We start from the raw sequence: 22741 nt of genomic DNA on the forward strand, positions 1-22741 counted from the left end.
TGATCATCCGGTTGTTCCCTTTCATTATACCCCAGCCCTCTCCCTTAATCATCCAATTGCCGTCTGCCGCTGCCGCTCATCGGCGCCACCAGCGGCGGATGCCTTCCAGCCACCCTTTGGCAGCGGGCTGCCCCTGGGGCTCCGGCTTCGGGAGGCCATCGCTGCCGGACGGAGCTGCTTCCCGGCAGAATCCCCGCGGCTCCGTGCCCGAGACGAACAGCTCCATCCTCCATCCGGAGCAGCCGGCGGCGGCCTTCAAGCCGGTCGCGGGATCGACGGCGACGCTGACGACCCCGTCGGGAACGATGAACGGCTTCGGCGTCACGCCCTCGAGCGCCTTTTCCGTGAAGGAGGCGAAGATGGGCGCGGCGCGATGGGCTTCGGAATAGGTGAGGCGGCGGTTTTTGTCATAGCCGGTCCATACGGCGGTAGCCAGCTCCGGCGTATAACCGACGAGCCAGGCATCGCTTGCGGTCGTGCCGGTCTTGCCGGCGACCGGCCGGCGGATCATGCCCGAGACGCGGCTGCCGGTGCCTCCGGTCTCGAACACGCTCTCCATGAGGCTGGTCAGCACATAGGCGTAAGGAGCGGCTGCCGCTCTCGAGAGGCGGGGATGCGCCTCATAGAGAGTTTCGCCCTTGCTGTCCTCGATGCGCAGGATCGACACCGGCTCGGCGCGGAGGCCGCCCGCTGCCAGCGTGCCGAAGGCGGACGCCATCTCCAGCGGGCTGACGGGAAAGGTGCCGAGCGCGAGCGAGGGAACCGGCTGCATCGGAGAGCTGAGGCCGAGAGCTCTGGCGGCGGCAATCACCTTGTCCGCGCCTACCTGCATGATCGTGTTGACCGCGTAGGTGTTGTCGGAGCTGGCGATGGCGTCGCGCATCGAGATCGGCCCGCCCGCGTAACGGTCGTTGTAGTTGCGGGGAGCATAGCTTTTGCGTCCCTCGTCGTAAGCGAAGACGGTCGGAGCGCTGGTGAACGGCGTCACGGCGGTCAGCCCGCTCTGCAGCGCGGCGAGATAGAGCACCGGCTTGAACGACGAGCCGGGCTGCCGTCTGGCGAGAGCCCGGTTGAACGGACCGCTCCGGTAATCGAGCCCTCCGACCATCGCTTTGATATAGCCGGTCCGGGGATCGATGGCGACGAGAGCGGCCTGCTGCTGCGAGCTGCCCGGGATGGAGGCGCGGATCGCCTGCTCCGCCGCCTTCTGCGCCGCGGGATCCAGCGTCGTGTAGATGCGGACGCCGCCTTCGCTGATGAGATGCTCGTCCAAGCCGAGCTGGTCGACGGCCGTCTGGCGGACGTAATCGCGGAAGTAGGGCGCCGCGCCGCCCGTTCCGGCCGGCTCCAGCGGACGAAGCGCGAGCTGCTGCGCGCGGGCTGCCGCGGCTTGCTCCGCCGTGATGTCGCCGCCGTCCTGCATCGCTTTCAGAATCAGGCGCTGTCTGCGGACGGCGTTGTCCATGTCCATATAGGGCGAGTAATATTTCGGGCCCTTAGGGACGCCTGCGAGCATCGCGCTTTCCGCCAGCGTCAGCTCGGCGGCGCTTTTGCCGAAGTACATCCTCGCCGCCTTTCCGATTCCGTAGGCGCCGTGCCCGTAATAGATCTGGTTCAAGTACATGCCGAGAATCTCGTCCTTGGAATAGTTCATCTCCAGCTGGGCGGTGTACATCGCTTCCTTGAGCTTGCGCTTCCAGGTCCGCTCATGCGTCAGATAGAGGTTGCGGGCCAGCTGCTGCGTGATCGTGCTGGCGCCTTGGCGCGCCCGGCCGCTCTCCAGGTTCACGGCGGCCGCCCGCGCCATGCCCTTCACGTCGAAGCCGCCATGCTTGTAGAAGCGATGGTCCTCGATCGCGAGCGTCGCCTGGACGAGATAGGGGGATATCCGCCGCAGCGGCACGGATTCGCGGCTTTGGCCGGCGCGGAACGAGTCCATCAGCTGGCCGGAGGCGTCGTAGATTTCGGTCAGCTGGACAGCCGAGGAGGCGGGCAGCGATTGAAGGCGCAGCGACAGCAGAAGGATGCTGAGCGCAAGCAGTCCCAGGGACATCGCGGTGCCGGCCAGCAGCCCGAGCAGCCGGAGCGGCCGCCCGGCCGCCAGGGCGGAGAGGCGGGGGAGGACGGAATTGCCGCGGCCGCGTGAGAGCCTTCGTCTGGGACGGAGGGAATTGCTCATAGAGGATGTGTTCCTTTCCCGGATTCGACATCTTTTTCCATAGTATGGATAATCCGGCGAACCTCTATTCAAAGGGCGGAAAAGCGCGAAGAATCACGGGGAAACGTTTGTATTGGAGGGGGGATTTGACTATAATACAGGTTGAACCGTCGACCATAAGGAGGCAGATCCGACAAAAGCTTCTTTGCCGAATCGCCTTTGAAGGAGAGAAATGGATGCGCAAGAGCCTTCTCGGGCATTCCTGCGCTTCGAGTTCTCGCCCTAGATGATATTGCCTTCAGCACCTATAATCTCGTCGCTCCATCGCATACGTGCGCCATCCCATCGCTGGCGAGGCCGTATTGCTTGGGCCGGCTTGCCGGGGCGGTCAGCATCCGATGGACGGTCCTTCCGTCCCCAACCTGAAGAAGAAAGAAGGGACTCTTACCATGGAATTGTGGTATACCGAGAAACAAACCGAAACCTACGGCATCACGGCCAAAATCAAAGAAACCTACGTCAACGAGCAGACGGACTTCCAGCAGCTCGCCATGATCGAGACCGATGAGTTCGGCACGATGCTCGTCCTCGACGGCATGGTCATGACGACGGACAAGGACGAGTTCGTCTACCATGAGATGGTCGCCCACCCGGCCCTCAACACGCATCCGAATCCGGAGCAGGTGCTCGTAGTCGGCGGCGGGGACGGCGGCGTCGTGCGCGAGATCCTCAAGCATGAGAAGGTCAAGCGCGTCGTGCTCGTCGACATCGACGGCAAGGTCATTGAATACTCCAAGAAGTATTTGCCGAACATCGCATCCGGACTGGACGACGCCCGCGTCGAGGTCCATGTGAACGACGGCTTCATGCATATCCACGACCATAAGAACGAGTACGACGTCATCATGGTCGACTCCACCGAGCCGGTCGGCCCTGCGGCCAACCTGTTCACGCGCGGCTTCTACCAAGGCATCTACGAGGCGCTGAAGGACGACGGCCTGTTCGTCGCCCAGACGGACAACCCTTGGTTCAAGGCCGACCTCATCCAGAGCGTCAACCGCGACGTCAAGGAAGTATTCCCGGTCGTGCGCGTCTTCTGGGCCAACGTCCCGACCTATCCGAGCGGCCTGTGGACCTTCACGATGGGCTCCAAGAAGCATGATCCGCTCGCCGTGGACGAGACCGCCATTCCGAAGCGCGAGACGAAGTACTACACGCCGCGCCTGCACAAGGCCGCGTTCGTGCTGCCGAAGTTCGTCGAGGATCTGGTGAAATAATGAAAATCGACCAAAAATACTCCGGCAACGTCTTCATCCTCAGCTCCGAGAACTATGAAGCCTCCCGCGCCGTCATCTACGGCATGCCGATGGACTTCACCGTGAGCTTCCGCCCAGGCTCCCGCTTCGGCCCCGCCCGCATCCGCGAGGTGTCGATCGGGCTGGAAGAATACAGCCCTTACCTGGACCGCAGCCTCGAGGAGATCGAATACTTCGACGCCGGCGACCTGCTGCTTCCGTTCGGCAACGCTGCCCGCTCGCTCGACATCATCGGCGAGTTCGTGGCCGGCATTCTGGCTGACGGCAAGATGCCGGTCGGCCTCGGCGGCGAGCATCTCGTCAGCTGGCCGATCTTCCAGGAGGTCTACAAGAAATATCCGGATCTCGCGATCATCCATTTCGACGCCCATGCCGATCTGCGCGAGTCGTACGAAGGCGAGCCGCTGTCCCACTCCACGCCGCTGCGCAAGGCGGCCGGCCTGATGGGCGGCCAGAACATCTATCAGTTCGGCATCCGCTCCGGCTCCCGCGAGGAATGGCAGTATGCCCGCGAGAACATCAACTTCCATCCGTTCGAGGTGCTCGAGCCGCTGAAGAAGGTTCTGCCTGAGCTCGCTGGCCGTCCGGTCTACCTGACGATCGACATCGACGTGCTGGATCCTTCCGCCGCTCCGGGCACCGGCACTGCGGAAGCAGGCGGCATCACGAGCAAGGAGCTGCTTGAGGCGGTGCACGCCATCGCGAATTCCGGCGTCAACGTCGTCGGCTGCGACCTGGTCGAGGTAGCCCCCGCTTATGATCCGACGGAGCAGACGCAGATCGTCGCCTCCAAGGTGATCCGAGAGATGCTGCTCGGCTTCATCAAGTAAAGAGATTCAAGCCGGCCGGCCCGCAAGGGCCGGCCGTTTTTCATTCCGGCAGCAGCAGCCCCCTCTGGAAGCCGGGAGTCCTTTTCCGGGGTATGCGGCTGATCTTGGGAGGCCGGAATTTTTCGTCCGGCGTGCTTGGACCTCTAGTTCTTTGGCGATACTGGCTGATAGAATACAAGGAGGTGCAACTCAGGTGGGATTGCTGCCGATACATGAACATCTGGCCGAGCTGTGGACCATTCGCGAACGCCGTGCCTTGACGGACGAAGAACAGGCGGACTTCGAGCACTGCCTGGCGGTCAACGCTTCCCACTGCAGACGGCTGGCGAATTTGTACAATATGTCTCTGATCGCATCGATGACGGGCGACACGGAGTGGCATCACGAGATTTGCAGCAAAATCGAAAAGCTTGACGGGACGCCGCCTGCCTTCCGGGGCAACTCCTGACCAGGAGGGCTCGGCGGCTCGCGTCAGGGCTCCATCTTTGAAATCCGGCAGGTGACGGACTGCGGCATCGGGCCGCGCGCCGCCCGCCGGATTTCTTCGTTGAGGTGATACGGACGTGGACGTGGACGTGGATAAGGATAAGGTCCGCTCGTTTCCTCCGATGATAGGCGACGGGGCGAGAGTGCTGATCCTCGGCAGCATGCCGGGGGCGAAGTCGCTTCAGGAGCAGCGTTATTACGCGAACGAGCGCAATTATTTATGGAGATTGCTGTATGGGCTGCGCGGGCTGGAACCGGATGAGGCGTACGGGGACCGGCTTGCTTATGCGGCCGCCCGGGGGATAGGCCTTTGGGATATGATCGACCATTGCCATAGGGAAGGCAGCTTGGACATGAACATCAGGAATGCGGTTCCGAACGATCTGCCCGGCCTCGCCGCCAGCTATCCATCTCTCCAGGCGCTCGCCTTCAACGGGAGCAAGTCCTACGAGATCTACCGCAAGCATTTTTCCAATCATCCCGGCCTTGCGCACCTGGATTTGCTGCGTCTGCCCTCGAGCAGCCCGATCCCGACCCCGGCCATGCGCACGCTGGAGGACCGGCTCGAAAAGTGGCGCATGCTGCTGCCCTATTTGAAGGATTGACCGCTTCCGGCCGGCTCCCGGCCGACGGGAGCGTCGGCTTCCATCCGCCGCTTCAGGCGAGATATATCCCATGCCAGCAGTCCGGGGGGCATGGGATTTCCTGTTTATCGCGCCGCTGCAGCCGTCCCAGCCGTTGAAATCAAGGGATGAACTGTTTATAGTAGGGAAGATAACATCGGAGAGCCGCGCCGGGCGATTTTCTGCAAGGAGCCTTCCCGGTGCAGACGAGCATTCGGAGGGTGATGCGGCATGAAGAAACACGAAACAAGCCGGCCGGCGTCGGACGCCCCCGGCCTGCCTACCGCGGAAGGAGCGGCCGAGGCCGGGGCGGCTGTCCGCGCGGCCGGCGTGGACGAAGGCCGAGCCGCCGTCCTCATCGCCATCCACAGCATCCAGGACGGGGAAGCGGCTCCGCCCGTCACGCACAAGGGCGAATTTTTCCCTAAAGGAAAAAGCCGATACATCCGCTACGAGGAGCTGGACGAGCTGCATGGCGCAGTGAGGACGCTGATCCGGTGGAGCGGGGACGAGATCTCTCTCACGCGCCGCGGCGGAGTGGAATCGGAGCAGACGTTCGCAGCCGGCTCGAAGCGCGAGGGCAGCTATGCATCCGGCCATCTGGCTTTTCGGATGACGGTCGAGACGGAGGCGCTGTCGGCCGAGGGCGAGGCAGGCGGCTTGCTGCCGCTGACGCTCGCTTGGACCTACCGGCTGCGGATCGAGGATCAGTTAAGCGGCCGCTTTCAATTGCGGCTTCATATACAGGAGGATACCCATTCATGAGTCAGAACGTGCTTGAACAAGTTTATGCCGCCATCAGCGGCGCGATTGCCGATGCGGCCGTAGCCGCGGGGCTTGCCGCCCGCGAAGAGCTGCCTGTATTCGTGCTGGAGGTGCCGCGCGACAAGGCCCACGGGGACCTGGCGACCAACGCCGCCATGCAGCTGACCAAGATCGCCCGCAAAAACCCGCGTCAGATCGCCGAGGCGATCCTGGCCCATCTCGACAAGGAGAAGGCGTCCATCCTGTCGGCGGATATCGCGGGCCCGGGCTTCATCAACTTCCGCCTGGACCGCTCGTACCTGTATCCGGTCGTCGGCCAGGTTCATGAAGCCGGCGACGCGTACGGCCGCGGCGAGAGCACGGGCAAGCGCGTGGAGATGGAGTTCGTCAGCGCCAATCCGACCGGCAGCCTGCATCTGGGCCATGCCCGCGGCGCGGCCGTCGGCGACGCCCTGTGCAATGTGCTTGATTTCGCGGGCAACGAAGTGACCCGCGAATACTACATCAATGACGCGGGCGCCCAGGTGAACAACCTGGCCAAGTCGATCGAAGCCCGCTACCGCCAGCAGCTCGGACAGGAAGCCGAGCTGCCGGAGGACGGCTATCACGGCGAGGACATCGTCGGCTTCGCCAAGCAGCTCGTCGAGGAAAGGGGCGATACCCTGCTCTCGATGGACGATACGGAACGCTTCGCCTTCCTCAAGGCCTATGGACTGGAGCGCGAGCTCGGCAAGATCAAGCGCGACCTCGAGCGCTTCCGCGTCCGCTTCGATCTCTGGTACAGCGAGACTTCCCTATATGAGACGGGACTCGTAACCGACGCCTTGGACGCTCTTCGGGAGAAGGGGCAGGTCTACGAGGAAGAAGGCGCCACCTGGCTGAATACGACGGCATACGGAGACGACAAGAACCGCGTCCTCATCAAGAACGACGGGTCGTACACCTACCTGACGCCGGATATCGCCTACCACCGCGACAAATACGGCCGCGGCTACGATACGATGATCAACATCTGGGGCGCCGATCACCACGGCTATATCCCGCGCATGAAGGCGGCCATGGAAGCTCTCGGCAACGATCCGGACAAGCTTGTCGTCCTGATCGCCCAGATGGTCAGCCTCTTCCAGAACGGCGAGAAGGTGAAGATGTCCAAGCGCACCGGCAAAGCCGTCACGATGGAGGACCTGATGGACGAGGTCGGCGTGGATGCCATCCGCTATTTCTTCACGATGCGCAGCATGGATTCGCATCTGGACTTCGACATGGACCTGGCCGTATCGACCTCCAACGAGAATCCGGTCTATTACGTGCAGTACGCCCATGCAAGGATCTGCAGCATCCTTCGCCAGGCCGCGGAGCAGGGCATCAGCCCGCTGCCGCTGGCGGAAGTGGACCTGTCCAAGCTGGCGACCGAGCATGAATACGACCTGCTCCTCAAAATGGCGGAATTCCCGCAGGAGATCAAGCTGGCCGCCGACCAGCATGCTCCGCACCGGCTCGTCCGCTATGTGTACGAGCTGGCTTCGCAGCTGCACAGCTACTACCGCGCCGAGCGCGTCATTACGGAAGACTTGGCCCAGGCGCATGCCCGCCTCGCTCTGCTCGGCGCCGTCCGGACCGTCATCGCGAACGTCCTGCGCCTGATCGGCGTCTCCGCTCCGGAGCGCATGTAGGCACCCCTAGCGCATGTAGGCACCCCTAGCGCATGCAGGCCGGCATCGTCCCGAGCGCGCTCGAAAAAGCCGCAGAATCGATTTACGATTCTGCGGCTTTCATCATTTTGGGCACATCGAGCTCGCCGGGAGTTTTGGCGTTTTTGGCTCCCCTCAGCGGTATCATGGATTTCCGGAGGATGGCCTTGATGTCCGCAGGGGTCAATTCGGGATAGCGGGCGAGCAGCAGCGCAACCGCTCCGCTCACATGGGACGTAGCCATCGAGGTGCCGCTCATTTCGTTGTACTTGCCTTTGATCCAGGCCGAATGAATCCGGTCTCCCGGCGCATAGATATCAATGTACGGCCCCCGGTTGCTGAAGGCGGCGATGCGCCTGAGCCGGTTGGTGGCGCCGACGGAGATCGTCTGCGGATAACGGGCCGGATAGTCGACCGAGCGGCGCTTGCCGTCGTTGCCGGATGAGGCGACGATGACGACGCCCGCATTCGTCGCGTTGGCGCAGGCTGCCAGCAGAGACTTGCTGCGCGATCTCATCCCGAAGCTCATGTTGATGATGTGCATGCCGCTGCGCACGCACCATTCGATGCCGAGGATGATGTCCGAGACATAGGCGCTTCCGTTGTGGTCGAAAGCCTTGACCGGGTACACCATCGATCGGGGCGCGACTCCGATCATGCCGCTCGGCTGGTTGGCCGCGGCGATCGTGCCGGCGATATGGGTCCCATGGCCGTTGTCGTCATGGGGCAGCTGGGTGCGGTCGATCAGGTTGATTCCTTTTCCTATGGACGACTTGAGGTCGGGATGGCTGTGGTCGATGCCGGTATCAATGACGCCGATCTTGATCCGGTGTCCGGTCGTGCGGTTCCAGGCCAGCGGGGCTCTGATCTGCTGCACGCCCCAGGGAAGTCCCTTCTCGGCCGGAACCCGCTGCGCCGCTGGAGCGGCCTCTACCCGCACGAGGCGGTCTTCTTCCATCCATACCCCGGAGGGCAGACGGGGCTTGCCCGCAGCTGCGGGCGCCGTGAACGTGACGGCCCGGATCAGCGGAATGGGATGCAGGCGGAGGCTGCTTGCGGGAGCAGTGGCCTTCCATTCGTCGAGGAAGGCTCTATAATCCCGTTCATGCCGGAAGCGGACCAGGTAATTCAGACATTTGGTGCCGGTGGAGGAAAGGGTGTCGCGAAGCCAACGGAGCAAATTATCCAAGACGATGTCCCTCCTGACGGACAATGCTTGGATAGTGTATGATCCCGTGACGCGACCCGCATGAGCCACCTGCCCGTTTCAGCCAATATTTAGGCTCCGCATCCGTGTCAATCGCCCGCCGGCGCTCATACTATACCATCAAGAGTCGCAGGGCTCTTAAGAACCGGACAGAAGCTTCTGGCCTAGTTCGGGAGGATACAGTCGGGAGCGAAGGGGCAGCCCTTCGTTCTTCCCTATTCAAGCGCTTATCCCGATGCGGCGGACAAGCCTCCGTTCCCGTTCGGACCGGCGGATGGAACGGCAAGCGCCCGCATATCGGCTTCAAGCTGAATGGATCGCCGCCGCTTCGGCCGGCTTGGCCGGCTTTTCCGTTTTCCTGCCGGGAGACCGGCAGCTGCAGAGGCAGCTCCCTCTCTCGCCGGGCCGTCTTGATTTTTTAATTGAAATAGGTTTTACTATAGGTTGACTGTGGACAAGACTGTACCATGACCTTAAGCACGTAGGGCGAGCTTGTATCGGCTGGCCATTTTGATTATCCGAGAGGATGTGTCTGGATTACATGAGCACGAACCTATCTCAAAAATTCGATGCGGAGCGTCTGCGCGAAATGCCGATGGTCGACCTGGCCTTCGAGGTGCTGAAATCGGCGAACACGCCTTTTTACTACCGCGATCTGATGAAGGAAATCGCCAAGTACCGCGGGCTGACGGACGCCGAAGTCAACGACGTCATCGCCCAGGTCTATACGGAGATCAATATTGACGGACGGTTCGCCTGCGTAGGCAGCAACACTTGGGGCCTGAAGCGCTGGTATCCGGTCGAGAAGAACGAGGATCCGATCACCAACGCCAAGCGTCCGCGGATCATCAACGACGACGACGACCTCGACGACGAGGAAGTGTTCGAAGGAGAAGAGGACGACACCTATACGGAGAGCGAAGAGGACTTCGACGTATTCGACGAAGACCGCGAGTTCGAAGAGAGCGAAGAAGAAGAGAGCGCCGTCGACGAAGAGATCGACGAGGAAGACGGCGCCGGCGAGGCGGAAGGCGAAGAGTCCGAGGATGACGACGAAGACTTCGACGACGACTCCGACGCGGACGAAGAAGAGAAATAAGACAGCTGGAGGCCGGAAGGATGGGGGGAAATCCCACATCGTTCCGGCTTTTGCCGTTCTTGACAGAGGCCAAGCGGTGAAGTAAACTATTGCATGGGCTTTTGGAGCGGTTAGTGGTATTTTATCGGCTCAAAGGCAGTGAGCGTACGCCATCCCGCGGGGGTGGACGGCGGCATTGCCTCCATATCGGATGTCGTTATTCAGGAGTGCGCCCCCTTAATACGGGTGTCACTTTTTTTGTTTTTATAAGGCAGGAATGCCATGAAGCAAGGCGTGCCTGGGCAATCTAATCAGACCAATGGAGCATGGAGGGTACACACAGTGACGAAATATATTTTTGTGACAGGCGGCGTGGTTTCATCCCTGGGCAAAGGGATCACCGCGGCATCGCTTGGAAGATTGCTCAAGAACCGGGGCCTTAAGGTGACGATTCAAAAGTTCGACCCCTACATCAACGTGGACCCGGGAACGATGAGCCCTTACCAGCACGGGGAAGTATTCGTCACGGACGACGGCGCGGAAACGGATCTGGATCTGGGCCATTACGAGCGTTTCATCGATATCAATCTGTCCAAGAATAGCAACGTCACGACCGGCAAGATCTACTCCTCCGTCATCACGAAGGAACGCCGCGGCGAATACCTCGGAGGCACGGTCCAGGTCATCCCCCATATCACCAACGAGATCAAGGAGCGCGTGTTCCGCGCGGGACGTGAGGCCGGCTCCGATGTCGTCATCACGGAAATCGGCGGCACGGTCGGGGATATCGAGAGCCTTCCGTTCCTGGAGGCCATCCGCCAGATCAAGAGCGATATCGGCCGCGACAACGTCATGTATGTGCATGTCACGCTCATTCCTTATATCAAGGCTGCCGGCGAAGTGAAGACAAAGCCGACGCAGCATAGCGTCAAAGAGCTCCGCAGCATCGGCATTCAGCCGAACGTCATCGTCTGCCGTACGGAGAAAGCCATCTCCGAGGAAATGAAGCGCAAAATCGCCCTGTTCTGCGACATCGATCCCAACGCCGTCGTTGAATGCCGCGACGCCTCGACGCTGTACGAGGTTCCGCTCATGCTTCAGGAGCAAGGCCTGGACGAGTACGTCGTCAACCATCTGAAGCTTGATGTCCCGCAGCCGGAGATGACGGAGTGGAAAGCGCTCGTCGACCGCGTGAAAAACCTCAAGCGCAAGACGGAAGTCGCCATTGTCGGCAAATACGTCGCTCTGCACGACGCCTATCTCAGCATCGTGGAGTCCCTTGCCCATGCCGGCATCGAGGCGGACTCCGAAGTGAGCATCCGCTGGGTGGACGCCGAAGAGCTGACGGACGCCAATGCGGCTGAAGCGCTTCAAGGCGTGAACGGCATTCTGGTGCCCGGCGGCTTCGGCGACCGGGGAATCGAAGGCAAGGTCGCGGCGATCCGTTATGCCCGCGAGCAGCGCATTCCGTTCTTCGGCATCTGCCTCGGCATGCAGGTCGCCGTCATTGAATATGCCCGGAACGTCGTCGGCATGCAGGGAGCCAACAGCTCCGAGATCAACCCGACGACGCCTTATCCTGTCATCGATCTGCTTCCGGAGCAGAAGGACATCGAGGACATGGGCGGCACGATGCGGCTTGGCCTCTATCCATGCAAGCTGGCGGAGGGCTCGCTGGCCGCGCAAACATACGATGACGAGCTCGTCTACGAGCGCCACCGCCACCGGTACGAGTTCAACAACCAGTACCGCGAGACGATCGAGAAGGCCGGATTGCGCATTTCCGGAACTTCCCCGGACGGACGGCTTGTGGAAATGGTCGAGCTGCCGGAGCATCCGTGGTTCCTGGCCGTCCAGTTCCATCCCGAGTTCACCTCCCGTCCGAACCGTCCGCAGGCTCTGTTCCGCGGCTTTGTGAACGCCTCTCTTCAGCTCTCCGAATAGGAGCAGGCGGAGGGAGATTCCGCTTTCATCTCCCCCGGGAGATGGAGGCGGTTTTTTGAATCGCGAAGAAGGAAATCGGAAACAAGGGGTCGAATAGACAGGGAACAGACCTATTTTGATGCCGCGCCGATGCATGAGACGCTACGGGCCGCTTTTGTCCTGCAGATAAAACGACCACTACTCGGGAGGTAGAGAAATGGACAAGAAAAAGGTACTGATTGTCGACGATCAGAATGGAATCCGGGTCTTGCTCATGGAAGTATTCACAAGCGAAGGGTATGCGACCTTCCAGGCTTCCAACGGCAAGCTGGCTCTGGACATCGTCCGCAATGAGAATCCGGATCTGGTCCTGCTGGACATGAAAATTCCCGGCATGGATGGACTGGAGATCCTGAAGCATGTGAAAACAATCAACCGGAGCATCAAGGTCATCATGATGACAGCTTACGGAGAACTCGATATGATCAAGGAAGCGACGGATTTGGGAGCGGTCATGCACTTTACGAAGCCGTTCGATATCGACGAGATGAGGCTGGCCGTCAACATGCAGCTCCGCCGCGACGGGGAGAACAACAAGTACGCCATCGGGTCCTGAGCAAGGACCTTTTTTTTGTGCCCGCTCTCGCGATTGGGAGATGATGGAGCGGCCGGGGAGAGGCCGCGTCTGTACACATCTCAACTTCAAGTATGTTATAATGGCCCAGAATGACGAGCCTCGGCACTGGGCTTGCTTCTCATGCGTGAATGCCAAGCTGTACCCATAGATGCCGAATGCAGCGGATGAATCGAATCCGGCGCTCGAGCACGCGGCGGCTGCCGGTTCGGATCGGCCCCATTCCTCAAGACCACGCAAGCGCGATAGCGGCATTTCCGCGGCGAGGCGGATTTCGGCGCGCTGGCTGCGTCCGCCTTTCGCCGCTTTTCCCTATCCTTCAGAACCCGGCAGATGCCGCGGCAACCTAGTCCCATAGTTCAACGTCTTATGTAGCAGCGCTGTTCATTTGGCGAACTCGAGCCTCTCGTGCAGCGAGGCGTTATCCTTTATCTACAGCTCAAGCACCGCCAGGCGCGGCCGGCCGCGATGCGGCCGGAGGATGTTTGTTCTTCCCGGGGAGGATTTATCAGCGATGGAGAAATTAATGGTTCGCGGCGGACTCCCGCTGCGGGGCACGGTACAGATCAGCGGGGCCAAGAACAGCGCGGTTGCGCTGCTGCCCGCTGCTATTTTAGCGGAATCCGAAGTCGTCCTGGACAACCTTCCGCATCTAAGCGATGTGGCGGTCTACGCCGAGATACTGGAACAGCTCGGAGCCGGCGTATCCTGGAGCGGCGACACGATGCGGATCGACGCGTCGAACCTGCAGTCGGCCGCCATGCCCAACGGCAAGGTCAAGCTGCTGCGGGCTTCCTACTATTTGATGGGAGCGCTGCTCGGCCGGTTCGGAGAGGCCGTCATCGGCCTTCCGGGCGGATGCAATTTCGAGCCCCGTCCGATCGACCAGCATATCAAAGGCTTCGAGGCGCTTGGAGCCGAAGTGTCGAACGATCACGGCTCGATCCGGATCTCCGCCAAGGAGCTTCGCGGAGCGAAAATATATCTCGATGTCGTCAGCGTCGGGGCGACGATCAACATCATGCTCGCGGCATCGCGCGCCAAAGGCCTTACGACGATTGAAAATGCCGCAAAGGAGCCTGAGATCATCGATGTGGCCACGCTGCTCAACGCGATGGGGGCCAGGATCAAAGGGGCGGGCACGGAGACGATTCGGATCGAAGGCGTAGACAGCATGCACGGCTGCCGTCATTCCATCATCCCGGACCGCATCCAGGCCGGCACGTACATGATCGCGGCAGCCGCGACGAGAGGCGACGTCACGATCGACGGCGTCATTCCGAAGCACATGGAGGCGATGAGCGCCAAGCTTCTGGAGATGGGCGTCGGCGTGGTGGAAATGGACGAATCGATCCGCATCATCGGCAGGCCGGACTACGAGGCGATCGACGTGCGCGCGCTCGTCTACCCGGGCTTCGCCACGGATCTCCAATCGCCGATGACGAGCCTGCTGACCCAGGCTTCGGGCGTGAGCATCCTTACGGACTACGTGTACAGCAACCGGTTCAAGCATGTTCCCGAGCTGGCGCGGATGGGAGCCAATATCCGCGTGGAAGGGCGTTCGGCCATCATCGAAGGGAGCCGGCTCAACGCGGCCAAGGTCAAAGCGTCCGATCTGCGTGCCGGAGCGGCGCTTGTCGTGGCCGGTCTGACCGTCGCTGACGGAGTCACCGAGATATCGGGCGTTGAATATATCGACCGGGGCTACGACAATCTCGTCGACAATCTCCGCCGCCTGGGCGCCGAAGTGTGGCGCGAGGACCGCTAGCTTCCTTTCCGAGCGATCGGCTCCGGCTTTTTCCTCCGAGAGATGCAGGCCGATGTTCGGCCTGCTCCGCATTTTTGCCAGGACACCTGGGCTGGATGAGCATGAGCATGAACCTGCAGCTCGACCGGCCCGGGACAGTCCCGGCCTCCTGAAAATCCCGTCCCGACTTTCCGACCTGATGCCAGGCCGGGTGCGGATGCGGAATAGACCGCGGTGCAGCCGGATAGAATGAAAGAATAGATCTTATAGATTCAGATAGGATTCGAACCGTCCCTTCACGAGGTAAGAGGTAAGGTGTGAAAACTGAATAAAGTGGTGAGAGCATGAGTGATTTTCAGATCGCCGATCTGGAAGCAATGACATTGAACGATCTGTATAAGTTCGCCAAGCAGTACGAGGTGCCGAGCTTCAACCAGATGAGGAAGAAAGAGCTTGTGTTTGCCATTCTCCGCGCTCAGGCGGAACGAGGCGGGCTTCTGTTCATGCAGGGCGTGCTGGACATCCTGCCGGAAGGCTTTGGATTTTTGCGTCCGATCAACTACCTTCCGAGCAATGAGGATATTTACATTTCGGCTTCCCAAATCCGGAGGTTCGACCTGCGCAGCGGCGACCTCGTGTCGGGCAAATGCCGGCCTCCAAAAGAAAGCGAGCGCTACTTCGGACTTCTCCAAGTCAACGCCGTCAACGGCATGAGCCCTGAAACGGCTGCCGACCGCCTGCATTTCCCTGCCTTGACCCCATTGTTCCCGCAAAAGAAACTCGTCCTTGAAACGACTCCGCATCGTTTGTCCACCCGAATCATGGATTTGCTCGCGCCGGTCGGACTCGGCCAGCGCGGCCTGATCGTCGCTCCTCCCAAAGCCGGCAAGACGCTTCTGCTGAAGGAAATCGCGAACAGCATCTCGGAAAACAACCCGGAGATCGAACTGTTCGTGCTGCTGATCGACGAGAGGCCGGAGGAAGTGACGGACATGCAGCGCTCCGTGCGGGGCGAGGTTGTCGCCTCGACCTTCGATGAGCTGCCGGAGAACCATATCAAGGTCGCGGAGCTTGTGCTGGAGCGCGCTCTGCGCATGGTCGAGCACAAGAAGGATGTCGTGATCCTTCTCGACAGCATTACCCGGCTCGCGCGGGCCTACAACCTGGTCATTCCGCCTTCCGGACGCACGCTGAGCGGCGGCATCGATCCGGCTGCCTTCCATCGCCCGAAGCGCTTCTTCGGATCGGCGCGGAACATCGAGGAAGGCGGCAGCCTGACGATCCTGGCCACGGCGCTGATCGACACCGGTTCCCGGATGGACGACATCATCTATGAAGAGTTCAAGGGAACGGGCAACATGGAGCTTCATCTCGACCGCAAGCTGGCTGAGCGCCGCATCTTCCCTGCGCTGGATATCCGCCGTTCGGGCACGCGCCGCGAGGATCTCTTGCTGACGAAGGAAGAGCTGGATAAAATCTGGGTCATCCGCAAGAATATGAACGATTCCATGGAGTTCGTGGACAATTTCCTGAAGAGGCTGGGCGAGACGAAAACGAACGCCGAATTCCTGGCCACGCTGGAGTCGAAGAGCGGCGCGCGGGGAAGCACGGGCAGCGCTCCTTCCGCGGGGGCTGGCGGCAGTCCTGCCAGCGGTCCGGCAGGCGGAAGCCCGATCGTGTCCAACACGTCGAGCTACAGGAACGGCAACGGAGCCGGCGCTTACCGGCAAGGTTCTTCCGGCCAGACGGCTCAGGTCGCGGGACTCGGAGGCAGCTCTTCGCCGACCTCGACGCCGCCGGGACGGACGGAAGGCTACAGCTCTCGTCCTGGAAGCGCGGGCGCCAGCCCGTCCTACGGAAGCAATCGTCCTGCAGGCAGCGGCGTTTCCCGTCCGGGCACCCGTCCGGTCGGCACCCGTCCGGCAAGCGGCGGACAGCGTCCGGGCGGATATTCCGCTTCGACGCGGCCGGCAGGCGCGGAGCAGCGCTTCGGCGGCTCCGCTCCGGAGCAAGGCTTGACCGGCGCAGCCGAGCGTCCGGCAAGCCGCCCAGCGGCATCCGGCGCCGGCGAAGCCGGAGCGGCTGCGGCGAAGCCGGCGCCCGCGCCGCAGCTAGAAGCGCGGCCGGATGCCGTGCGCCCGGCCGCAGCGGCAAGGCCGGCTTCGCCGCAGCCTGAGCCGCAGGCCGAGGCCATGCGGCCGGATGCGGCGGTCAGCGCCGCATCGAGCGCGCCGGCGCCTGAGCCGCAAGCTTCGCCGCGCAGCGAGACGCCTGCGGCATCGGGCGCCGCCGATGCGCCTGCGGCGGCCCCGGCGCGCACTCGCGCCGCTTCGCCGCGGGCAGCGGCTTCGCGCGCTGCCAGGCGCAGCAGCCGGCGCAGGACGCCGCGCCTGCCGCGCAGCCGGCTGCGCCGGAAGCGTCCGCCGCTGCCGAGCCGGCGGCCAAGCGCACTCGCGCCGCTTCGGCTTCGCCGCGCGCCCCGCGCATCAAGGCGGCAGCTTCGCCTGCCGCCGAAACCGCGCCGCAAGCCGGCGCCGAGACGGCTGCCGCAGCTTCGCCTGCGGACGCCGCAGCGGCTCCGGCCGCGCCGAAGCGCACCCGCGCTCCGCGCGCGGCGGCGGCCGACAAGCCGGCCGCCGGAACGACCCGCCGCACGGCGCGATCCAAGTCCGCTCCTGTGGATGAGTCCCCGGCGGAATAAGCCCCGCCGGGCGCTAAAGATTTTAGGAGGACATCATGAATCTTGTATATGCCGATGAACAAGGCAATCTATATGACCATCCCGATTGGATCGGGCTTGGCCGCAGCGGCGACGTCGTCGTTGAAATCATGGACGAGGAGCTTATCCCCCTTCCGGAGGGAGCGACTCTCGTCGGCCTGCCGGGCACTCGCCCGGTCGGCATCAGCTCCCGCACCGGGGAGATGGAAGTGCTGCCCGGATCCTATCAGGCTGTAGGCGCGCTGCTTCCCCAAGGCTATACGCGGCTTAATCTGCCCGGCTACGTCAAAGCGGACAAAAACGCCGTCCTGCCGCTGTTCGGCTACACCTCCGTCGTCTGGAAGGACGGCGGCTTCCATGTCGCGGCCGAGCGCAGCGACGATCCCGAGCGCTGGAATCCGCTGAACTGCGATGCCAAGGAACTGAACGTGAAGGTGGAGGAGCTGCTGGCGAAATACCCGGACAACAGGCTGTACAAGCATCTGTCCCATTGCGCGCTCGGCTACGAATGCCTCACGGCGTCCAATACGTTCCTGCAGCGCTGGGAAGGAGCCGTCCCGGTTTCCTATTCCTGCAACGCAGGCTGCTTCGGCTGCATTTCCGAGCAGCCGGAGGACAGCGCGTTCCCGGCTCCGCAGACCCGCATGAACTTCAAGCCGACCGTCGACGAAATCGTGGAGATCATGCTGGAGCAGCTGAAGACTCCCGATGCGATCATCAGCTTCGGCCAGGGCTGCGAGGGCGAGCCGTCCACCCAGGCCAGGATCATCGTGGAGGCGATGAAGAGAGTCCGCGAGCAGACGTCGATGGGCTACATCAACATCAACACGAACGCCGGGCTCACGGACTTCATGCGGGCGATCGTCGATGCCGGCCTCGATCTGATGAGGGTGAGCACGATCAGCGCGCTGGACGACCATTACAACGCGTACTACAAGCCTCGGGCCTATACGCTCAAAAATGTGGAGAAGTCCTTGCGTTATGCCGCCGACCAAGGCGTCTACACCTCCATCAACTATCTCATCTTCCCGGGCGTCACCGACCGCGAGGAGGAGATGGAAGCGATGATCGAGTTCGTCCGCCGGACGGATCTCAAGCTGATTCAGATGCGCAACCTCAACATCGATCCGGAAGCGTATCTGAACCTCATTCCGAAGGCGCGCGGAGAGATCTACGGCATGAAGCAGATGCTGGAGATTTTCCGCGAGGAGCTGCCGGGCGTCGTCATCGGCTCGTACACGCATGTGCCGCCGTCCCGGCTGGCGAGGCAACGCTGAAAGCCGTACTGATCAAGGTTGATGGACGTCCTGCGCCGGGAGATAGGGTGCAAGTCCTGCCGGCGGCCCGCAGCAATCCTATTGCCTACGGCACTTGTCCGTGATATACTATTCAGGTATGCATAACTCTGGGCTCGCTTGAAGCTCAGGGCAGAAAGAGGTGAAAGACGATGAAAGAGGCTATTCATCCGAAATACCACGTGACTACGGCTACTTGCGCTTGCGGCAACACGTTCGAGACGGGTTCCGTTAAACCGAACCTGCGCGTGGAGATCTGCTCCGCTTGCCACCCGTTCTTCACAGGCAAACAGAAATTCCTGGATGCCGGCGGCCGCGTAGACCGTTTCAAAAAGAAATACGGCATCTAATCGACTGCCAGAAATTGGCGGCATAGAAGAACCTCCCTCAGCCATCCTATGGACTGAAGGGAGGTTTTTTAATTGACATCAGCATTTCGCTTCCATACCCATAAGCCTCTTCGGGCCGTTTGCGTGCTTCTGCTTGGCGCCGCTCTGCTGTCGGGCTGCGGCGGCAGCCCGGAGCATAACCGGGTGAAGAGCTACGGGCAGGACGGACATCTAGGCTTGACGAATACGAATCCCCGCCTCCCCAATACGCCGCATTCGCAGAGCTACCAGCAGGATGCGGACTTCGCAGAGCTCAAGGTCAAGCAGGTCGAAGGGGTGAAGACGGCCCGGCTTGCTTTCGACGGCCCGACGCTCCGGGTGTACGTGACGCCGAAGGCGGGGCTGAGCGCCGCTCAGCGGGAGCAGGTGCGCAGCCGCGTCGAGTCGCAGCTCGCCTTCAACATGCCCCGCTATAAAATCATTGCCCGCCTGGCTTCGTAAGGCGACCGCGACCGCGCCTTTCTTTCCCTGGAGCGGGGAGACGAAGGCCGGTTGCACAAGCCGTGCAAATGGGCTATACTGAAAATCTGCCGTGCTAGATGGGGAGGTAGCGGTGCCCTGTAACTCGCAATCCGCTATAGCGAGGTTGAATTCCTGCCGTAGGTTATGCGTTGCAGTGTATGGCGCCTAGGAACAGCGTTGAAGGATGGGTCCTCCGCAATGGACACTTGTGAACCCGGTCAGGTCCGGAAGGAAGCAGCCGTAAGCAGGCGCGTTCATGTGCCGGAGGAGTGCCTGACCCGAGCTGGAATCAGGAATGCCTGCTGGACCGCATGGATCGAGGGCAGGTGCACGGTCCTAACTAAGCAGAGCAACGTCTGGAGTCCGACTCTTCGTGAGGAGGTCTTCCGGGCGTTTTTTTTTATGTTCAATAGAAAGCTTCTCGCATTCCCGACGGCTGCCTGCCGATGTCATCGGGCGGATTCCTTTTGCCGGGCAGGAAGCGGTATTGTATAATGAAGAGACGAAATAACGGCCGAGGCCGGCCGGAAAGGAAGCCTGCATCTTGACCCATATCGCCTTATACCGTGCTTGGCGTCCTCAGACGTTCCGGGACATGGTAGGACAACAGCATATCAGGCAGACGCTGCAGAACGCCATCCGCGAGCAGCGCATTGCGCATGCTTACTTGTTCAACGGGCCGCGGGGCACGGGCAAGACTTCCGCAGCCAAGATTTTCGCCAAGGCCGTCAACTGCGAGCTCGGACCCGCACCGGAGCCGTGCAACGAATGCGCCGCCTGCCGGGGAATCACCGCCGGCACCGTGATGGATGTCGTGGAGATTGACGCCGCTTCCAACCGCGGCATTGATGAAATCCGCGAGATCAGGGACAATGTAAGATACGCTCCATCGGAAGTGCGATACAAGGTTTATATCATCGACGAAGTCCATATGCTGACTACGGAAGCGTTCAATGCATTGCTCAAGACGCTGGAAGAGCCTCCGAGCCATGTCATCTTCATCTTGGCGACAACCGAGCCGCACAAGCTTCCGCCCACCATCATCTCCCGCTGCCAGCGCTTCGACTTCAGGCAGGTGTCGCTGGAGGAGCAAGTGGAGAGGCTGACCGAGATCTGCAAGGAAGAAGGCATCCGCGCCGAGCCGGAAGCGATCGATTATATCGCCAGGCTGTCCGACGGCGGCATGCGCGATGCGATCAGCCTGCTGGAGCAGGCGGCGGCGTTCGGCTCCGAGACGATCACGCTCGAAGGCGCGGTCGACGTCACCGGGGGCCTCGCCGCGCAGCAGTTCGCGGGCATCGCGGACGCCGTCCGGGACAGGGACGCGGGAGCGATCCTGCCTCTAGTGGAAGGTCTCATGCAAGCGGGAAAAAGCCCGGACAAATGCCTGGAGAACCTCATGTATTATTTCCGGGATCTGCTCGTGCTCAAGCTCGCTCCGGGCAGCGCAGAGGCGATGGGGCGCGTCTCGGATCCTACCCGGTTCCAATCCATGGCCGAAGGGTTTTCGGCCGACCGGATCTTCCGGATGATCGACGAGCTCAACCGCTACCACAACGAGATGAGACATGCCGCTCACCCGCAGACGCTCTTCGAGGTGGCGCTGCTCAAAATCGCCACGATGCCCGAGGGCGGCGGCCAATCTTCGGATGCTCCGGCCACCGCCGGCGCCGCGGCGCCTCAAGCATCTCCAGAGGCAGGACGGCTGCTGCAGCGGATCGACGATCTGGAGCGCAAGATCGAGCAGCTGCAGCGCGCCGGCAGCGCGCCGGCAGCAGCGGCTCCCGAGGCATCCGCTTCCGGCAGCGCCGTTCGGGGAGGAGCGGGCCGCGGAGGCGGATTCGGCCCTCGTTCCGGTACCGGCTCCGTGCGGAACGTCAAGCTCGACCCCTATCTGGCGGCTCTCTCAAGCTCCGAGACCGCTCAGCTCCGGGCAAAATGGAGCGAAGTGCTGGCTCGGGTCAAAGACGCAAGGGTTACGGTCCATGCGTGGCTCGTGGACGGCGAGCCGGTAGCCTCCACCGGCGACTCCGTGCTCGTCGCGTTCAAAAACACGATTCATCGGGAAACGACCGAAAAGCAGGCCAATCGCGAGCTCATCGAGAAAGTGCTTCAGGAAGCCTTCGGCCGCTCCTTGTCTCTGTCCACCGTCATGCAGAAGGACTGGCAGCAGGCGAGCTCCGGCGCCGCTTCGGAACGTGCTTCGGCGCCTCTGGAGCTCAGCCACGACGATCCGCCGCAAGCTCCGGCTCGGCCGGAATGGGTGGAAGAGGCGGTCCGTCTGTTCGGGGAAGACCTGGTCGAGCTGAAGAAGGATTGACATTGATCTTAATTCCAATAATGAGGTGATGACGATGAACAACATGAACCAAATGATGAAGCAGGTCAAGAAGATGCAGGAGCAGATGCTCAAGGCTCAAGAGGAGCTTGAAACGAAGAACGTTGAAGGCTCCGCTGGCGGCGGTGTCGTCACGGCTGTCGTGAACGGACACAAGAAGCTGATCAGCATCGCGATCAAGCCGGAAGCGGTCGACCCCGACGATGTGGAAATGCTTCAGGATCTTGTGCTCACAGCCGTCAATGACGCCATCACCAAGGCCGACGAGCTGGCGAACAAGGACATGGGCAAATTCACCGGCGGCATGAAAATTCCCGGCTTGTTCTAAAGCCTGCGGGTCCATCGCGACCGCATAGACGGCTGCTCTTGCAGCAGCCTTGGACGGCCCTTCGCATTCCGGCAGGGCCGTCCTTATTTTATGGATGGAGCTGATTCCTTGTATTATCCGGAACCCATAGCCAAACTGATCGATTCCTTCACCCGCCTTCCCGGCATCGGGCCGAAGACGGCTGCCAGGCTGGCCTTTCATGTCCTTAAGATGAAGGAAGACGATGTCATCGACTTTGCAAAAGCTCTCGTCAGCGTCAAGCGGAACCTTCATTTTTGTTCCGTCTGCTGCAATATCACCGACACCGACCCTTGCCGGATCTGCCAGGACAAGTCCAGGGACCATTCCTCCATCTGTGTGGTCCAGGAATCCAGAGATCTGGTTGCGATGGAGCGGACCAAGGAATTCAACGGACAGTATCATGTGCTTCAGGGAGCCATCTCTCCGATCGAGGGAATCGGTCCCGAGGAGATCCGGATCGCGGAACTGCTTCGCCGTCTGGAGGACGAGCGGGTGCAGGAGCTCATCCTTGCCACCAACCCCAACATTGAGGGGGAAGCGACCGCTATGTACATTTCGCGGCTCGTACGGCCTTTCGGCATCCGGGTGACGCGGATCGCGCATGGCTTGCCAGTCGGCGGCGATCTGGAATACGCCGATGAGGTGACATTGTCCAAAGCCCTTGAAGGGCGCAGGGAGCTGTAAGGATCAAGGCCGTCCATGCCGGACGGCTTTTTTTCGTTCTTTTTCAG

18 protein-coding genes, 1 other RNA gene and 1 pseudogene are annotated in these 22741 nt (G+C 61.5%); 18 read left to right on the plus strand and 2 right to left on the minus strand.

Features of this window, described 5'->3' with window-relative positions; all coding sequences use genetic code 11:
- Positions 1 to 76: 76 nt before the first annotated feature.
- On the minus strand, positions 77 to 2179 hold the full coding sequence (locus tag CIC07_RS01125) for a transglycosylase domain-containing protein (protein ID WP_083688697.1): 2103 nt from the start codon (positions 2177 to 2179) through the stop codon (positions 77 to 79).
- Between the two features lie 428 nt (positions 2180 to 2607).
- Here CIC07_RS01125 and speE point away from each other — a divergent pair, with 428 nt between their 5' ends.
- From speE to argS, 6 genes are all read left to right on the plus strand, one after another.
- Positions 2608 to 3435, plus strand: coding sequence for a polyamine aminopropyltransferase (gene speE, locus CIC07_RS01130; RefSeq protein WP_076359635.1), 828 nt, complete (start codon positions 2608 to 2610; stop codon positions 3433 to 3435).
- Positions 3435 to 4304 carry an agmatinase gene (speB, locus tag CIC07_RS01135; RefSeq protein WP_076359528.1) on the plus strand — a complete coding sequence of 290 codons (870 nt, stop codon included), beginning with the start codon at positions 3435 to 3437 and terminating at the stop codon, positions 4302 to 4304. The genes speE and speB overlap by 1 nt, the downstream gene beginning before the upstream one ends.
- A 193-nt stretch (positions 4305 to 4497) precedes the next feature.
- Positions 4498 to 4752, plus strand: a complete 255-nt coding sequence (locus CIC07_RS01140; protein ID WP_021881255.1) for a DUF7667 family protein — start codon at positions 4498 to 4500, stop codon at positions 4750 to 4752.
- Positions 4753 to 4867: 115 nt separating this feature from the next.
- Positions 4868 to 5395, plus strand: a complete 528-nt coding sequence (locus CIC07_RS01145; RefSeq protein WP_234993099.1) for a DNA-deoxyinosine glycosylase — start codon at positions 4868 to 4870, stop codon at positions 5393 to 5395.
- 249 nt (positions 5396 to 5644) lie between these two features.
- A complete protein-coding gene (locus CIC07_RS01150) occupies positions 5645 to 6178 on the plus strand; it encodes a YwiB family protein (protein WP_076359527.1) in 534 nt (177 codons plus the stop codon).
- The gene (gene argS, locus CIC07_RS01155; protein WP_076359526.1) at positions 6175 to 7851 is read left to right on the plus strand and encodes an arginine--tRNA ligase; all 1677 of its coding nucleotides are present in this window, start codon (positions 6175 to 6177) and stop codon (positions 7849 to 7851) included. The genes CIC07_RS01150 and argS overlap by 4 nt, the downstream gene beginning before the upstream one ends.
- Before the next feature lie 82 nt (positions 7852 to 7933).
- On the opposite strand, the gene CIC07_RS01160 is transcribed toward argS, so the two are convergent.
- The gene (locus CIC07_RS01160) at positions 7934 to 9064 is read right to left on the minus strand and encodes a S8 family peptidase (RefSeq protein ID WP_076359631.1); all 1131 of its coding nucleotides are present in this window, start codon (positions 9062 to 9064) and stop codon (positions 7934 to 7936) included.
- A 553-nt stretch (positions 9065 to 9617) separates the two neighbouring features.
- On the opposite strand from CIC07_RS01160, the gene rpoE reads away from it, so the two are divergent.
- The 12 genes and pseudogenes from rpoE to recR all read left to right on the plus strand — a co-directional run bounded on the left by rpoE (position 9618) and on the right by recR (position 22694).
- Positions 9618 to 10175 carry a DNA-directed RNA polymerase subunit delta gene (rpoE, locus tag CIC07_RS01165; protein WP_076359525.1) on the plus strand — a complete coding sequence of 186 codons (558 nt, stop codon included), beginning with the start codon at positions 9618 to 9620 and terminating at the stop codon, positions 10173 to 10175.
- 321 nt (positions 10176 to 10496) lie between these two features.
- The gene (locus CIC07_RS01170; protein WP_076359524.1) at positions 10497 to 12098 is read left to right on the plus strand and encodes a CTP synthase; all 1602 of its coding nucleotides are present in this window, start codon (positions 10497 to 10499) and stop codon (positions 12096 to 12098) included.
- A 196-nt stretch (positions 12099 to 12294) separates the two neighbouring features.
- Positions 12295 to 12693 (plus strand): response regulator, encoded by a 399-nt coding sequence (locus CIC07_RS01175; protein ID WP_076359523.1) that lies wholly within the window; start codon positions 12295 to 12297, stop codon positions 12691 to 12693.
- A gap of 532 nt (positions 12694 to 13225) precedes the next feature.
- Positions 13226 to 14479 (plus strand): UDP-N-acetylglucosamine 1-carboxyvinyltransferase, encoded by a 1254-nt coding sequence (locus CIC07_RS01180; RefSeq protein ID WP_076359522.1) that lies wholly within the window; start codon positions 13226 to 13228, stop codon positions 14477 to 14479.
- A 323-nt stretch (positions 14480 to 14802) separates the two neighbouring features.
- Positions 14803 to 16119, plus strand: a pseudogene (rho, locus tag CIC07_RS01185) (transcription termination factor Rho); the annotation flags it as partial.
- A gap of 1075 nt (positions 16120 to 17194) precedes the next feature.
- Positions 17195 to 18454 (plus strand): radical SAM family protein, encoded by a 1260-nt coding sequence (locus tag CIC07_RS01190; RefSeq protein WP_076359521.1) that lies wholly within the window; start codon positions 17195 to 17197, stop codon positions 18452 to 18454.
- 170 nt (positions 18455 to 18624) lie between these two features.
- A complete protein-coding gene (rpmE, locus tag CIC07_RS01195; RefSeq protein WP_021882051.1) occupies positions 18625 to 18822 on the plus strand; it encodes a 50S ribosomal protein L31 in 198 nt (65 codons plus the stop codon).
- 72 nt (positions 18823 to 18894) lie between these two features.
- Positions 18895 to 19302 (plus strand): hypothetical protein, encoded by a 408-nt coding sequence (locus CIC07_RS01200; protein WP_076359520.1) that lies wholly within the window; start codon positions 18895 to 18897, stop codon positions 19300 to 19302.
- Positions 19303 to 19391: 89 nt separating this feature from the next.
- An RNA gene (gene ffs / locus CIC07_RS01205) (signal recognition particle sRNA large type) lies at positions 19392 to 19657 on the plus strand.
- A gap of 210 nt (positions 19658 to 19867) precedes the next feature.
- Complete coding sequence (dnaX, locus tag CIC07_RS01210) at positions 19868 to 21643, plus strand: DNA polymerase III subunit gamma/tau (protein WP_076359519.1); 1776 nt, start codon at positions 19868 to 19870, stop codon at positions 21641 to 21643.
- 34 nt (positions 21644 to 21677) lie between these two features.
- On the plus strand, positions 21678 to 21989 hold the full coding sequence (locus CIC07_RS01215) for a YbaB/EbfC family nucleoid-associated protein (RefSeq protein WP_048749931.1): 312 nt from the start codon (positions 21678 to 21680) through the stop codon (positions 21987 to 21989).
- 108 nt (positions 21990 to 22097) lie between these two features.
- Complete coding sequence (gene recR / locus CIC07_RS01220; protein ID WP_048749929.1) at positions 22098 to 22694, plus strand: recombination mediator RecR; 597 nt, start codon at positions 22098 to 22100, stop codon at positions 22692 to 22694.
- Positions 22695 to 22741 lie beyond the last annotated feature (47 nt).

Source organism: Paenibacillus sp. RUD330, assembly GCF_002243345.2.
Taxonomy (GTDB): Bacteria; Bacillota; Bacilli; order Paenibacillales; family Paenibacillaceae; genus Paenibacillus_O.

What these genes read in the sequence shown, in the direction of transcription:
- CIC07_RS01125 (WP_083688697.1), bottom strand. Translation starts at nt 2,179, where the DNA reads ATGAGCAATTCCCTCCGTCCCAGACGAAGGCTCTCACGCGGCCGCGGC.
- speE (WP_076359635.1), top strand. Translation starts at nt 2,608, where the DNA reads ATGGAATTGTGGTATACCGAGAAACAAACCGAAACCTACGGCATCACG.
- speB (WP_076359528.1), top strand. Translation starts at nt 3,435, where the DNA reads ATGAAAATCGACCAAAAATACTCCGGCAACGTCTTCATCCTCAGCTCC.
- CIC07_RS01150 (WP_076359527.1), top strand. Translation starts at nt 5,645, where the DNA reads ATGAAGAAACACGAAACAAGCCGGCCGGCGTCGGACGCCCCCGGCCTG.
- argS (WP_076359526.1), top strand. Translation starts at nt 6,175, where the DNA reads ATGAGTCAGAACGTGCTTGAACAAGTTTATGCCGCCATCAGCGGCGCG.
- rpoE (WP_076359525.1), top strand. Translation starts at nt 9,618, where the DNA reads ATGAGCACGAACCTATCTCAAAAATTCGATGCGGAGCGTCTGCGCGAA.
- CIC07_RS01175 (WP_076359523.1), top strand. Translation starts at nt 12,295, where the DNA reads ATGGACAAGAAAAAGGTACTGATTGTCGACGATCAGAATGGAATCCGG.
- CIC07_RS01180 (WP_076359522.1), top strand. Translation starts at nt 13,226, where the DNA reads ATGGAGAAATTAATGGTTCGCGGCGGACTCCCGCTGCGGGGCACGGTA.
- CIC07_RS01190 (WP_076359521.1), top strand. Translation starts at nt 17,195, where the DNA reads ATGAATCTTGTATATGCCGATGAACAAGGCAATCTATATGACCATCCC.
- rpmE (WP_021882051.1), top strand. Translation starts at nt 18,625, where the DNA reads ATGAAAGAGGCTATTCATCCGAAATACCACGTGACTACGGCTACTTGC.
- CIC07_RS01215 (WP_048749931.1), top strand. Translation starts at nt 21,678, where the DNA reads ATGAACAACATGAACCAAATGATGAAGCAGGTCAAGAAGATGCAGGAG.